Raw genomic sequence first — 13,322 nt, forward strand, 5'->3', positions numbered from 1 at the left:
ATTCATGGTGGCGCACGCTAAAAACAATCAGCAGCTCACAAAGCGACAACAACAGATGTGACCTGGTCGGCAGACTGGCTGATTATCCAAAGGTCCCATGCGGTATTTGTTGACATGACCGGGCAAAGCACCAAAATAAACCATTAATTTTGATGTGTAATTGCGTACATTCGATTGTTCTGAATTTCGATCTGCATCATGGTTTGACCAGGTACGTTGACGTAGAATGCTTATTTAGAACGACCTTACTTAAGTTTTTTCATGCGAGGAACACGGGCATGGCACTGATTGGCAAACCGAAACCCGATCCAACTCTGGAATGGTTTTTATCCCACTGTCATATTCACAAGTATCCGGCCAAGAGCACTCTGATCCACGCCGGTGAAGACTCAGACACCCTCTACTACATTGTAAAAGGTTCTGTCGCGGTTCTTATCAAGGATGAGGAAGGCAAGGAAATGATCCTCTCCTATCTCAACCAGGGCGACTTTATTGGCGAGCTGGGACTGTTTGAAGAGCAAGCCGAGCGCACCGCTTGGGTTCGCGCCAAGCAGGCTTGTGAAATTGCAGAAATTTCTTACAAGAAGTTTAAGCAGCTTATCCAGGTTAATCCTGAAATCCTGATGAAGCTGGCAGCCCAGATGTCAGTCCGTTTGCAAAGCACCAGCCAGAAAGTAGGTGATTTGGCCTTCCTGGATGTGGCAGGACGCATCGCCCAGACACTGCTGCATCTGGCCCGTCAGCCAGACGCCATGACCCACCCCGATGGTATGCAAATCAAAATCACCCGTCAGGAAATTGGTCAGATCGTTGGCTGCTCCCGCGAGACCGTGGGCCGCATCCTGAAAATGCTTGAAGAACAAAACCTTATCCAGGCGCACGGCAAAACTATCGTGGTGTACGGCACCCGCTGATTCCGCCTTCAGCTTGTCTTAAGTCTGCTCCGGTAAAGTGGCTCCCGATCTATCCGGAGCCACTTTTTCTTATAGGAGCATGTATGTCACGCTGGCTGCCATTGGGCATCATCCTCACATCCATGTTTCAGCAGGGAGAAGTGGCTGCTTCGGTTATCGAACTTGAGCATTATCAGGCCACACAGTTGGTCAGCTCAGGGCAGATATTGTCCCTCGATGCCACCCTGCAGCGGGTTGCCGTGCATTGCCAGGGTGAACTCCTTGATGCCCACCTGTTTCAAGAGGGTGACAAGTGGCGCTACGATTTGCAGTTTGGTCTCCAACGTGGTCAGATGATCCATCTGAGCGTAGATGCCGCCAGCGGTGAGCTCACCCCTGATTCCACTTTGCCGGACGAATGCAAAAACCATGAAACTGCTACTCGTTGAAGACAATGCGATGCTGGTCAAAGAGCTGCAAAAACAGCTCAAACAGGCCGGTTTTGTCACCGATGTGACCGATAAGGTCGTTGACGCCGATTACCTCATCAAAGAAACCCAATACGACTGCGTGATTTTGGACATAGGCCTTCCCGATGGCAATGGACTGACACTGCTGGAGAAGTGGCGTACCGAGGGCATACACACCCCCGTGATTATGCTCACCGCCCGCAGCCAATGGCATGAAAAGGTGGAAGGTTTTAACGCCGGCGCCGATGACTACCTTGGCAAACCTTTCCACGCCCAGGAGCTGCTGGCCCGAATTCATGCCCTGATAAACCGTGCCCATGGCCGCCCTGCAAGCCCAGGCAAGCAACTCAGCTACGCCGGCGTGCTGCTGGATGAGTCACAGCAAACGGTGCAGGTTGGTGAGCAGGTCCATGAACTGACGGCCATGGAATTCAGACTGCTGAAGATTTTCCTGCTCTCGCCGAAAAAACTGCTGTCCAAAGCTCAGCTTACCGATAAGCTCTATCAGTTTGACGACGAGAAAGAGAGCAATGTGGTGGAGGTTTACGTGACCCACCTTCGTAAAAAACTGGGCAAGACCGCCATCGAAACCCGCCGCGGTCAGGGATATATCTTCCACGGCCTGGACGCATGATCTCCATCCGGGCCAAGCTGAGCCTGTGGTTAACCGGTCTGGTGATAGTCAGCACTATCATCGGACTGTTTTTGTTTGAGTCCATGCTCAGACAGGCCTTTCACGACTCCATCATCAACCGCCTCGAAGAAGACCTTGAGCACGTGATCCTCGCCACCCACATGCAGGATGGCGATATCGGTATTGACCCTTCCATGCTGTCCGGCTTTTATCGCCCTGCCTATTCGGGTCGTTACTACCAGTTAAACCTGCCCGATGAAGTCATTCGCTCGCGCTCTTTGTGGGATCAGCAACTGTCCATTATGCCCCTCGCCCCCAGCGAGACCCGGGTGTGGCAGGCCCGCGGCCCCAAAAACCACGACATGCAGCTGCTCAGTGTGGGGCTGAAATCCCAGAATGGCGAGATTCAGGCAACCCTTACCGTGGCGCAGGATTTGAGTATTGGCCGGCGGGTTTTCAGCGAGATTTACGGCACCAAGCTGATGGTCAATCTTGGCATGTTGCTGGCCATGATTACCGGCATTTTTTTGGTGCTGCGCCAGTCCTTCAAGCCACTGCGTAAAATCAAGGAAGCCCTGTCACGCTTAAGGGACGGCGATATTGACCGGCTGGCGCTGGACAGCATTCCGGCCGAGCTCCACCCTCTTGCGGCCACCTACAACGAACTGCTGGAATACACAGGCAAGCAAATCGCCCGCAGCCGCAATAACCTGGGTAACTTAAGCCATGGCCTGAAAACCCCCCTGGCGGTGATGCAGCAACAGGTGGAAACCCTGGGGCTCAGCGATCCCGAGATGGCAGAGGCCATGCAGCAGCAGCTGGAGCTCATCCGCAAGATGATTGAGCGCAAGCTCGCGGCAGCCCGGGTCACAGGTGACATGCTGCCTGCGGCGCAGATGCAGATCCCAAGGGATCTGGACAGCCTGACCAACACCCTCAACAAGGTGCATCGCCACAAAGATATCCACTTCAGCATCGACATCGCCCGCGGTCTGCACCGGCTGCCCATTCACCGGGAAGACGGCATGGAACTGATTGGCAACCTGCTCGATAACGCCTGTAAATGGGCTAAGGGAGAAGTCTCCCTGCGGCTTTACCCGCTGGATAATCGCCTCTGGCTCGATATCGAAGATGATGGCCCCGGCGTTGCTGACGATGCATTGTCACAGCTCACTGAGCGCGGCAAACGTCTCGATGAAGCCGTAATGGGCCATGGCATTGGCCTGTCCATCGTGAAAGAAATCTGTGAGCAGTATGAGCTGAAGTTGGATTTCAGTCGTGGAGGACGCCTTGGCGGACTCAAGGTCACCATAGGATTTGCGCTGACATCCTGATGGGTTGAAAGGATCACAACAAAAATCCCGGCTAAGGCCGGGATTTTTATGGCTGACGAAAGGCCGTTGAAGCCTGTCAGTTCACGTTGGTGCTTTCGAAAATTTTGTCGGCAGAGGCGGCCACAAAGCCTGTATACAGCTCGCCATCGGCCTTGGGATAACGCAGGGCAAACTCGTAGAAGCAGCTTGGCAACTCAACGGTTTGGTCATCGAACGCCACCGGAATACGGTCGGCCATGGTGGATGACTGCTCAAGCAACTCAGCAGGCGAGCCTTTCACTTCACCGCCTGCGGCGTTCAGCACAAAGTCGCCCTGCTTAAGGGTGTCATTCACCTCAAGGATACTGGTGTAACCGGGCAGGTGATTAATCGACACGGTAAAGTGGTTGGCGCGGTAACCGAAGGCCGCCACCCAGGCTGCGTACTCACTTTCGGCCAGCAACTTTTCATAAGTGGCAAAATCCACTTTCCAGTGGCGACCCGAGTAGAGGAAGTTTTCGGCCTTGGTCGCCGCCACGTCCACCTGCTCAACCATGTCTTTGACTATGGCCTGCAGTTCGTCGCTGAACTCTTCGACAAGGAGCTCAGAGATAAACACCTTTGGCTGAGTGCTGTCGGGATGCTCGAAGTGCTTGGCCCGCAGCTTTTTCTTTTCAAAGTTGTAGTCGGCACAGGCGACATAGCCAAGCGTCTCAAAGTGCGCTGCCAGTACATCCAGATTCACCTTGGACAGGTTAAAGGTGCGCAGGGCAATATGGTCGTTGATGATGGCTTCGCCCTTGCCTAGCAGCTTGTGTACCTTGGCAGCAGACGGGGTCATTTCGATATAGTCCTGCCAGAGGGCGGCAAACAAAGCATTTACGTCAGTGTGCATCTATCACTCCTAAACCTAATCACAGCGGGCCCGTCTTGATATGAAGCCCAATGTGTCCGGTCTCCCGGATGTTCAGTACGTCAGTGGTTTCAACAAATACCGGTTTAATAAAACGGCGTGCTCCCAAAGGAACACGCCGCTGTTCTTTATAACGTCAGGCCAGGACTCAGACTGGCAGGCAGAGTGACAGTGTCTGCTTCCATGGAGGCCACAGGATAAGCACAGTAGTCTGCCGCGTAGAAGGCACTGGCTCTGTGGTTACCCGAGGCGCCCACGCCACCGAAAGGTGCAGCGCCTGAGGCCCCGGTGATCTGCTTGTTCCAGTTCACGATGCCGGCGCGGATACGGGCCAGGAAATACTCATAATCGGCTTTATCATCGGCCAGAATGCCGGCAGACAGGCCATAGCGGGTATCATTGGCGAGGCGAATAGCCTCGTCGAAGCTGGTGTAACGCACCACCTGCAACAAGGGACCAAAGTACTCTTCGTCCGGCAGTTCAATCACTTCGGTTACATCAATCACACCGGGTGACACCAGGCCGGTACCGGCTTCCAGGTGCTTCATCTCCACCAGGGACTTGGCACCGAGATTGAGCAGGTTACGCTGCGCGTCCAACATACCCTTGGCGGCGGCTTCGGAAATCATTGAACCCATAAATGGCTGGGGGTCGGCATTCCAGGGGCCCACCTTGATGGCTTTAACGGCTTCAACCAAGCCGGCAAGCAACTTGTCACCCTCTGCGCCTTTTTCAACATACAGACGGCGGGCACAGGTACAGCGCTGACCAGAGGAGATAAAGGCCGATTGAATAATGTCATGGATGGCGGCGCGGGTATCGCTCACGCCCTTGATGATGAGTGGATTGTTACCGCCCATTTCCAAGGCCAGAATTTTCCCCGGATGACCGGCATACTGCTGATGCAGCAGGTGGCCGGTGCGGGAGCTGCCGGTAAAGAAGAGACCGTCCAGCTGCGGATGTGACGCCAGCGCCTTACCGGTTTCCACCTCACCCTGCACCAGGTTGATCACACCCGCTGGCAAGCCAGCTTTCTCCCAAAGCTTCAACATCAGCTCAGCCACCTTAGGGGTCAGCTCAGAGGGTTTGAATACCACAGTGTTACCGGCCAGCAGTGCGGGCACTATGTGACCATTGGGCAGGTGGCCGGGGAAGTTGTAAGGGCCAAATACCGCTACCACACCGTGGGGCTTGTGGCGCAGTACGGCGCGGCCTGCGGCGCCATCGTTCACTTCGGTGCCGGTACGCTTGTGATAAGCACTGATGGACAGGCCGATTTTGCCAATCATGGCAGCGGCTTCGGTCGCGGTTTCCCAGCGCGGTTTACCGGTCTCCTGGGCAATCACTTCGGCGAGCTCTGCCTTGTTGGCTTCAAGTTCATTGCGGTAGGCTTCGACAATGGCCTGACGACCTTCAAAGCCCAGCATAAACCAGTCAAACTGGGCATCACGGGCTGCCATCACAGCCGCTTCCACCTGAGCCGGTACGGCGGCCTTACCCTGCCAAATCACCTCACCATTGGCGGGGTTCTTTGACTGCATCTCTTTGCCTTCGCCAGCGAGCCACTGGCCATTGATAAATTGCGTCATATCGAATTCCTATATTGCCAGTACCCGCACCTGCTCACCGTCACTGACCAGGAGGCCAGCGGCAAGCTCGGGGCTTAATATCACTTCATCTGAATCAGAGGAAACCACCAGCTCGGCCGAGGTTGCGCGGTAATCGGCAAGCTGGGTGTTGGAGAGAATAAAGCTGTCTTCTGAGGCCGGCATATCGCCGATACGTACCGTCAGCAAACGGCTTTCGCGCACGCCGCGGATATCCTGCAGATTACACTCCACCGTTGGGCCACCGTCGAATATGTCCACATAACCCCGGCAGCGGAATCCCTCGGCACGCAGCAAGCTAATGGCAGGACGGGTGTTGGTATGCACTTCGCCAATCACCTTCTGGGCTTCTTCGGGGAGCAAGCACACATAAACAGGGTTTCTGGGCATCATCTCGGCCATGAAGGCTTTTCGCCCCAGACCAGACAGATAGTCAGCTTCGACAAAATCGATCCCGAGGAAGTGCTTTTGCAGCCAGCCATAAAAGGGGGAATTACCCTTTTCATCGCTGACACCGCGCATTTCGGCAATCACGGTTTCACCGAAACGGCTTGGATGCTGAGCCAAAAACAGGAAACGACTGCGGGAGAGCATGCGACCATTGTTGTCTTTGCGGTAATCTTCGCGCAAAAACAGGGTACAAAGCTCGGCGGCACCCGTGTAGTCGTGGCAGAGAGTCAGGGTTTCGACCTCATTGCGAACATGGATTTGCTCAGAGTGATACACCTCGGTGCCGAGGCGATAATGGTAAAATGCATCTTCCATACCTACGGCGGCCTCGAGCGCACAGGTTCCCACCACTTGCTGGGTTTGTGTGTCTTCGAGCACCATCAGGTAGCCTTCATCATAAGGGGTTTCCACCACCTTTTGAAAAGAGGCCTCGGAGCGCGCTATCTTGCGGCGCAATAATTCTTCGTTAACCGGCAGTGACGTAAAACCGTGACCCGACTCCACCGCGATGCGGTACAGGGCATCAAAATCGCTGGCCCGGATTGGACGAATGATTAACATCTTAATATCTCCTCTCTGTCCTGCCAGCCGCTTTTTTAAGCGATTTTACCTTTCCGGCATGCAAGAATCCTCACCAAGCGAATCGGTGATGCAGCCATCGGAGGTTAGAAGCAGGACGTCGCTGGACTTTCAGGGGCGGCAGCCAATGCCGCCCCCGGTTTATCAGCCGGCTACCTTGGCAACGGCACGTTCGAAACGGGCCAGACCTTCGACAATATCTGCCTCAGGAATTACCAGAGATGGAGTAAAGCGGACTACGTTGGCACCCGCCATCAGGGTCAACAGGCCTTCGGCAACAGAGGCATTGAGGAAATCGCGACTACGGCCGGCAAACTGCTCGTTGAGTACGGCGCCAAGCAGCAGGCCCTTGCCACGGATTTCAGAGAATACATGATACTTTTCATTGATTTGGGCCAGCCCATCGCGGAACAGCTGCTCGCGGTGCTTTACGCCGTCCAGCACTTCAGGGGTGTTAACCACGTCCATCACGGCGTTCCCTATGGCACAGGCCAGCGGGTTACCACCGTAAGTAGAACCGTGTGTACCCACCTTGAGGTGCGCGGCGATGTCGGCCGTGGTGAGCATGGCTGCGATGGGGAAACCACCACCCAGCGCCTTGGCGGTGGTCAGGATGTCTGGCACAACTTCGGTGCCCATATAGGCATACAGGTCGCCGGTACGGCCAACACCGGTTTGTACTTCGTCAAAAATCACCAGCGCGTTGTGCTTGTCGGCCAGGCGACGAACGGCGCGCAGGAATTCCGGGTCACCGTTGATGATGCCACCTTCGCCTTGCAGCGGCTCGAGCATGATGGCACAGGTGTTATCGGACACCGCCGCTTCCAGTGCAGCGACATCATTAAATGGCAGATGGGTGATAGCGGCAGGTTTTGGACCGAAACCGTCTGAGTAAGCGGCCTGTCCACCCACAGACACGGTGAAGAAGGTACGACCATGGAACGCTTTATCGAAAGCAATCACTTCAACCTTGTGCTCGCCATAGTTTTCGATGGCATATCGACGGGCCAGTTTCAGCGCAGCTTCGTTGGCCTCAGCGCCTGAGTTGGCAAAATACACGCGATCGGCAAAGGTCGCCTCAACCAGCTTGGTAGCCAGCGCCAGCGCAGGCTCGTTGGTCATGGTGTTGGACAGGTGCCAGAGTTTTTCGCCCTGCTCCTTCAGTGCGCCCACCAAAGCAGGATGACAGTGACCCAGACAGTTAACAGCGATACCACCGGCAAAGTCCACATACTCGGTACCTTGCTGATCCCAGACACGGCTGCCTTCACCGCGGACAGGGATCACCGCAGCTGGCGCATAGTTAGGCACCATTACTTCATCAAATTGGGCACGTGTCAGATTCATCTTGTCAGTCATTCCTGTTCATCCTTTGTTCGTTGAGTGACTTGCTAAGCCACCGGTTTGCCGCTGCGTTTTCTTTTTTGCTGAGGCTTATTGCAGCATTTGCTTGTGTCGGCAGACTGCCATTATTAGCGAAATTGTGATCGAAATACCAGTTTTTCACAATCAGCCACCGCAAAACGGCGCCGTAAGCTGCATAAAGATTTGCACATTGAAATTATAAAAGCGCTATATGTGGGGGATAGTGGCATATTTAGTCAGAAAAAATCTTATTTACGGGCAAATTTTCAGACTATGCATAGAATATTGAATAAATAGACATATTATTCACATCAGCCGCCGCTGGATAAATTCGAGGATAAACTCCCTTGCTTCTCTGGCTTCCGGCAGTATCTCAAACAGCGGAAACACATGGGGCATGTGTGCCAGAAAATGTTGTTCCACCTCGGCTCCGGATTCTCGCAGGCGCAGCGCCATACGCTCCGAATCCTCCAAAAGCAATTCCCGGGTGCCCGCCAGCAACAGCATGGGTGGCATGCCATGCAAATCACCGTGCAGGGGGCTGGCTCTCACATCCATGGGGTTGGCGCCCTGAAGATAGGCGCCCCTGAGTCTGAGCAGGGATTCGATGCTGAACAGGGGATCGTCGGCACTGAGCAGCCGTTCACTGTTACCTGTGATCCCAAGGTCCAACGCGGGGCTCAGCAGCACTGCGCAGCCGGGTAATCTGAGCCCCTTCTCTTTAACCTGTAGCAACAGGGACATGGCCAGATTGCCACCGGCACTGTCGCCCATCACCACGAAGGGCCCGGACCAGCGCGACAGAAACCGCTCATATCCTTCAAGCACATCCTCCAGCGGCGCCGGAAACGGGTGCTCCGGTGCCAACCGATAGTCAGGGACATAAGCATCGGCATCCAGCTCACGACATAAATCGGCGATGAAGCGACCATGGGCATTGGGGGTTTTAAAACAAAATCCCCCACCACGCACATAGAAGATGGCAATGCGGGGGGTTGGTGCCGCACCGGGCTCCAGGCGATAGTGGATTAAGCAGCTGTGTGACAGAGACAAATTTTCACTGACAAGCCCTTTGGGCCAGGCAAGATAGCGGCTGTCCAGCGCCAGCAGCCGCCTGCGAATATCTGCAAGTGACAAACGCGTGCCCCTGGCGTGCATACCGGGTTTGGCGATGTAAGAAAGCACACTGTTAAGCACCTTTGCCTGCCAACTAGCCATACTGCGCTCCTGTGCCGGATATTCTGTTAATGCCCTCGGCGATGGCCTCAGAAGAGCTCCATTCTGCGATAATTTTGTGCTTTCAGACGAAGTATTTCCTGCTCACTGAGGCCGTAGTAACGGTACATCTCCCTCGCTTCCTGGGGTTCAAGCAGGTTGCTGTCTTCCAGCGTCATCACCCGGACGAAACAAGTAGCCTTGGCCAGGATTTGTGCATCCATGGGCAGGTCACTGACCGTGAGAGATTCATCCAGCGCCTTGAGGTTGAGCGTAAGGGCATGATCGGCAAAGTTAAGTCTGGCCGGAATTTCCCATGCGAGTTTGCTGGAATGGACAAGCACTTCTTCCAGCACCTTTTCGGCGGGGAATTCGGTGGCCATGACGGCATCATAGAGTTCCTTGTCCCGGCTGGCACTGGCCTCCCTGAGCCAATTGCCCCAGTTTTTTTCATAGATTGCCGCCGCACTGCCCAGCACCATGGTGATACCAAACTGCTCGAGTAAGGCGCTGATAAATGCCAGGGTTTCATTGCATTCGTGGAGTTTGGCCAGGGCTTTGGCGGCGGTGGCACAGGCCAGCGAATATTGCCAAAGCTTACGATTGGGCCACAGCAGGCAGGAATGGCCCGAAGGCAACCAGTTGCGCATACTGTAGTAAGGCACCAACTGGCGCAGGTTTTCTACTCCGATAAAGTTGAGCACCAACTTGATATCGGTAACCCGCACATCGGCGCGTTGTGGATGACGCTGACGAAACGCGGTGCTGTTGACCACATTGGTCAAATCACGGGATAACCAACCAATACCGCTCATCAGCAACCGAATACGTCCAAGCTCTGGATTTTCTTTGCAGAGCTGCTCAAACAGTGCCAGCTGGGTCTCGGTCAGGGTTGAGCGCTGCAGCAGCCTGTCCATGTCGCCGAGCGTCAGTCTTATCTCGTCCATGACGGTGTCGGTCAGCTGCTTGGATACGGCCTCGAATACTTCACGGGCCTTCTGCTGCCGCTCGATACGTTCGAACACGGCGGCGCGCTCGATATCCAGCTTGAAGGCCACGGATTCGAGTTCTCTATCCAATTCATCCTGTATTCTGGGCATTTTCTGCTTACCGACGATGAGCTGCCGGTATAAACGCCGCTCCAATGCCAGAACACTTCCGGGCTTAACTCCGCCCGCTGCGCCAATAGCCACCTCTGTAGACTCCCGATGGTGTGTAAAGCCGATTTCACCTGTCATTTTTAGCATAAATCAGCCATGGAGAGAGACTGATATTTTGCCAACTTACTGACAGGCTGCCAATTTTCAATAAAAAAACAGGGCCCGCAGGCCCTGAGTTTAACGACCGAATCATCCGTTACTTGAGTTCGGCTTCAAACAGCTTATAAATACGGCGATATTCATCAAGCCAGCTGGATGGTTCACGGAAACCATGGGGCTCCACCGGATAGATGGCGGTTTCAAACATGGGTTTTTCCAGCTCAATCAAACGCTGCACCAGGCGCACACTGTCCTGGAAGAACACGTTGTCATCCAGCACACCGCTCATGATAAGCAGCGGTTTGTTCAGCCCCTCGGCATGATAGATGGGTGAGCTGCGCTCAAAGGCAATATGATCCACATCCGGGGTATTGAGGATGTTGGAGGTGTAAGGCGCGTTGTAATGTGCCCAATCGGTTACCGGACGCAGCGCCGCCCCGGCCTGGAACAGCTCAGGTTCGCGGAACAGGGCCATAAAGGTGAGGAAGCCACCATAGGAACCGCCGTAGGTGCCCACACGCTTGGTATCCACATTGGCATTGTTCACCATCCAGGCCACGCCGTCTTTAAGGTCTTCCACCTCCGGGTGCCCCATCTGACGGTAGATAGCGGTACGCCAGTCACGGCCATACCCTTTGGAACCACGGAAGTCCATGTCCATCACCACATAACCTTGCTGAGCCAGCAGGTTGTGGAACATAAACTCCCGGAAATAGCCGGAGAAACCAAAGTGCGCGTTTTGCAGATAACCGGCACCATGGTTAAAAATCACAGCCGGATACTTATCGGCCTTGGTGGCATCGTAACCTTCTGGCAGATACACCCTGGCATAGACTACCCCGGCACCGTGATTGGATGGCACTGCCACCACATTGGGCGCCTGCCAGGCATACTTGGCAAAGGCCTCTGATGTGTAGTGGGTCAGACGCTTGAGTTCGCCACCAATCTCCTGCACATAGAGCTCTTCCGGCTGAATACGGCTGGAGGCGGTCAAGAGCAGGCGTGTGCCATCCGGGCTCAGGCTGTAATCCAGGGTGCCTTCCCAGTGGGTCAACTGCTCATCTTTGCCATCGACCAGAGCGACCCGATAAACATTGTAAATCCCGGGGTGATCTTTATTGGCCTTGTAGTAGAGGTGCTTGCCATCGGGGCTCAAGGTGACATCGCTGACGACAAATTTACCCGAAGTCAGTGCACTGGCAGCCTTGCCCGGCGCTTTGATGTAAAGCTGTGAGTAGCCGGTTTCTTCCGACAGGAAATAAAAGCGACCATCGTTGAGCCAACCAAACTGGTTGTAGTCGTAGTTCACCCAGGCGTCATCATGGAGACGATGCTCAGTACTGAGTTTGCCTGAGTCCAGATTGACCGATGCAATCCAGCGGTCTTTGTTATCCACCGCCTCCAGCATCACCATCAGCTGGCCATCATCACTCCACTGGATGGCGCTCTGGCTCCAGCCCCAATCCTGCATCAGTTGCACTTTACGGGGCGCTTTCTCGCTTTGGTAGCTTTCGCCCCTTGCCTTGGCATTCTCGGCCTTTACCGCCGCCAGCACATCCTCATCAAAGCCCTGCAGGCCTTCGATACTGATGTCATGTTTTTGTTTGTCCTGCAGGTCAATCAACACCAGGCGCTGGCCCGGTGGATTGTCTTCGGCCACCCTGGCGCGGGCAGGCACTGCGTCCACATAGCCATCCTTACCCAGGTAGTTGGGCATGATGTCGTGCTCGCTGCGGCCTTGGTAACTCTTGTCCTGGAGACTCAGCAGCACATAACGGCCATCGGCTGACAGCGACAGTTCGACAACTACCTCACTATCCCCCAAATACCAGGGTTCAGCCGTCATGGTGGTGTCGGCCGCGCTCAGAGCCTTTTTATAGTCTTCACGGGCTTTGGCTTTGTCGTGCTGGGCGGCCACATACTGGATGAGCTTTGCCTGCTCTTTAGCCAAATAGGCCTCGGGAGCCTTAACGCCCTTGGGCGGCTGGCTCATACGAATGTCGGCAAGCTGCTCGACCATGCCGTTGGCATGCAGACGGAATACGGCATTCCCCTGCCAGAATGCCAGGTCGCCATTACTCAGAAAACGTACGCCATCCACGGGGGTATTGGTGCGGGTCAGCTGTGATACTTCACCGGTTGACAGGTCTTTGACGAAGAGGTTGCCCTGATAGATATAAGCCTTGCGTTTTTGCGCTGTATCCAGCACACCTTTACGCTGGGACACCTGATGCAGCTCGCCCAGAGACAGTTCGCGGGCTTCGCCATCCAGCGCCTGAACATAGTAGGACTTCAGGGCCGACGCACTGGGCTGACGTTCAAACAGTACGCTGCTGCCGTCATCGCTCCAGTATGGATTGCGGGCAAATATTCCCATCCAATCCGGATTGGCCATAATCTGCTTCATGGTCAGGGGCTGTGAGGCAACAGGCGGTGCAGCCAACTCGACCTGAGACACTGGTACCTGCCTGGCAGCAACAGCGTTCGATGCCGTATTGTCCGTGGCAGCGCAGCCAGCCAGAATGGCCAGCGACAGGGCGCTGACCGCAAAGTGACGGTAAACCGGGTTCATTGTCCTTCCTTTTCGTTTTACGGCCGGAGGCCTTTTTGGAATGGCGCCAGTT

At 54.8% G+C, this 13,322-nt stretch carries 11 protein-coding genes; 4 read left to right on the top strand and 7 right to left on the bottom strand.

All coding sequences use genetic code 11. From position 1 onward, the window contains the following. Nucleotides 1-278: 278 nt before the first annotated feature. The 4 genes from crp to JQC75_RS15440 all read left to right on the top strand — a co-directional run bounded on the left by crp (nucleotide 279) and on the right by JQC75_RS15440 (nucleotide 3,331). Nucleotides 279-914: a cAMP-activated global transcriptional regulator CRP gene (gene crp, locus JQC75_RS15425; RefSeq protein ID WP_011761111.1), complete on the top strand. Its 636-nt coding sequence runs from the start codon at nucleotides 279-281 to the stop codon at nucleotides 912-914. A gap of 83 nt (nucleotides 915-997) precedes the next feature. Then, the gene (locus JQC75_RS15430; protein WP_203324919.1) at nucleotides 998-1,342 is read left to right on the top strand and encodes a PepSY domain-containing protein; all 345 of its coding nucleotides are present in this window, start codon (nucleotides 998-1,000) and stop codon (nucleotides 1,340-1,342) included. Continuing rightward, on the top strand, nucleotides 1,323-1,997 hold the full coding sequence (locus JQC75_RS15435) for a response regulator transcription factor (protein ID WP_203324920.1): 675 nt from the start codon (nucleotides 1,323-1,325) through the stop codon (nucleotides 1,995-1,997). Before JQC75_RS15430 ends, JQC75_RS15435 begins: the two co-directional genes overlap by 20 nt. Further along, nucleotides 1,994-3,331, top strand: coding sequence for an ATP-binding protein (locus JQC75_RS15440; protein ID WP_203324921.1), 1,338 nt, complete (start codon nucleotides 1,994-1,996; stop codon nucleotides 3,329-3,331). Before JQC75_RS15435 ends, JQC75_RS15440 begins: the two co-directional genes overlap by 4 nt. 76 nt (nucleotides 3,332-3,407) lie before the next feature. On the opposite strand, the gene JQC75_RS15445 is transcribed toward JQC75_RS15440, so the two are convergent. The 7 genes from JQC75_RS15445 to JQC75_RS15475 all read right to left on the bottom strand — a co-directional run bounded on the left by JQC75_RS15445 (nucleotide 3,408) and on the right by JQC75_RS15475 (nucleotide 13,270). Continuing rightward, on the bottom strand, nucleotides 3,408-4,205 hold the full coding sequence (locus tag JQC75_RS15445) for a DUF1338 domain-containing protein (RefSeq protein WP_203324922.1): 798 nt from the start codon (nucleotides 4,203-4,205) through the stop codon (nucleotides 3,408-3,410). A 146-nt stretch (nucleotides 4,206-4,351) separates the two neighbouring features. Continuing rightward, entirely contained in the window at nucleotides 4,352-5,812 is a 1,461-nt protein-coding gene (astD, locus tag JQC75_RS15450) for a succinylglutamate-semialdehyde dehydrogenase (RefSeq protein ID WP_203324923.1), read from the bottom strand. A 9-nt stretch (nucleotides 5,813-5,821) separates the two neighbouring features. Beyond that, the gene (gene astA, locus JQC75_RS15455) at nucleotides 5,822-6,841 is read right to left on the bottom strand and encodes an arginine N-succinyltransferase (protein WP_203324924.1); all 1,020 of its coding nucleotides are present in this window, start codon (nucleotides 6,839-6,841) and stop codon (nucleotides 5,822-5,824) included. 162 nt (nucleotides 6,842-7,003) lie between these two features. Then, nucleotides 7,004-8,218, bottom strand: a complete 1,215-nt coding sequence (locus JQC75_RS15460) for an aspartate aminotransferase family protein (RefSeq protein ID WP_203324925.1) — start codon at nucleotides 8,216-8,218, stop codon at nucleotides 7,004-7,006. 312 nt (nucleotides 8,219-8,530) lie between these two features. After that, the gene (locus tag JQC75_RS15465) at nucleotides 8,531-9,442 is read right to left on the bottom strand and encodes an alpha/beta hydrolase (RefSeq protein WP_203324926.1); all 912 of its coding nucleotides are present in this window, start codon (nucleotides 9,440-9,442) and stop codon (nucleotides 8,531-8,533) included. A 47-nt stretch (nucleotides 9,443-9,489) separates the two neighbouring features. Next, the gene (locus JQC75_RS15470; RefSeq protein ID WP_203327247.1) at nucleotides 9,490-10,632 is read right to left on the bottom strand and encodes an HDOD domain-containing protein; all 1,143 of its coding nucleotides are present in this window, start codon (nucleotides 10,630-10,632) and stop codon (nucleotides 9,490-9,492) included. A 163-nt stretch (nucleotides 10,633-10,795) separates the two neighbouring features. Beyond that, entirely contained in the window at nucleotides 10,796-13,270 is a 2,475-nt protein-coding gene (locus JQC75_RS15475) for a S9 family peptidase (RefSeq protein WP_203324927.1), read from the bottom strand. Between the last annotated feature and the right edge of the window lie 52 nt (nucleotides 13,271-13,322).

It is taken from the genome of Shewanella litorisediminis (genome assembly GCF_016834455.1).
Lineage (GTDB): Bacteria > Pseudomonadota > Gammaproteobacteria > Enterobacterales > Shewanellaceae > Shewanella > Shewanella litorisediminis.

What these genes read in the sequence shown, in the direction of transcription:
- JQC75_RS15440 (WP_203324921.1), top strand. Translation starts at nt 1,994, where the DNA reads ATGATCTCCATCCGGGCCAAGCTGAGCCTGTGGTTAACCGGTCTGGTG.
- astD (WP_203324923.1), bottom strand. Translation starts at nt 5,812, where the DNA reads ATGACGCAATTTATCAATGGCCAGTGGCTCGCTGGCGAAGGCAAAGAG.
- JQC75_RS15445 (WP_203324922.1), bottom strand. Translation starts at nt 4,205, where the DNA reads ATGCACACTGACGTAAATGCTTTGTTTGCCGCCCTCTGGCAGGACTAT.
- JQC75_RS15475 (WP_203324927.1), bottom strand. Translation starts at nt 13,270, where the DNA reads ATGAACCCGGTTTACCGTCACTTTGCGGTCAGCGCCCTGTCGCTGGCC.
- JQC75_RS15465 (WP_203324926.1), bottom strand. Translation starts at nt 9,442, where the DNA reads ATGGCTAGTTGGCAGGCAAAGGTGCTTAACAGTGTGCTTTCTTACATC.
- JQC75_RS15460 (WP_203324925.1), bottom strand. Translation starts at nt 8,218, where the DNA reads ATGACTGACAAGATGAATCTGACACGTGCCCAATTTGATGAAGTAATG.
- astA (WP_203324924.1), bottom strand. Translation starts at nt 6,841, where the DNA reads ATGTTAATCATTCGTCCAATCCGGGCCAGCGATTTTGATGCCCTGTAC.
- JQC75_RS15435 (WP_203324920.1), top strand. Translation starts at nt 1,323, where the DNA reads ATGAAACTGCTACTCGTTGAAGACAATGCGATGCTGGTCAAAGAGCTG.
- crp (WP_011761111.1), top strand. Translation starts at nt 279, where the DNA reads ATGGCACTGATTGGCAAACCGAAACCCGATCCAACTCTGGAATGGTTT.
- JQC75_RS15430 (WP_203324919.1), top strand. Translation starts at nt 998, where the DNA reads ATGTCACGCTGGCTGCCATTGGGCATCATCCTCACATCCATGTTTCAG.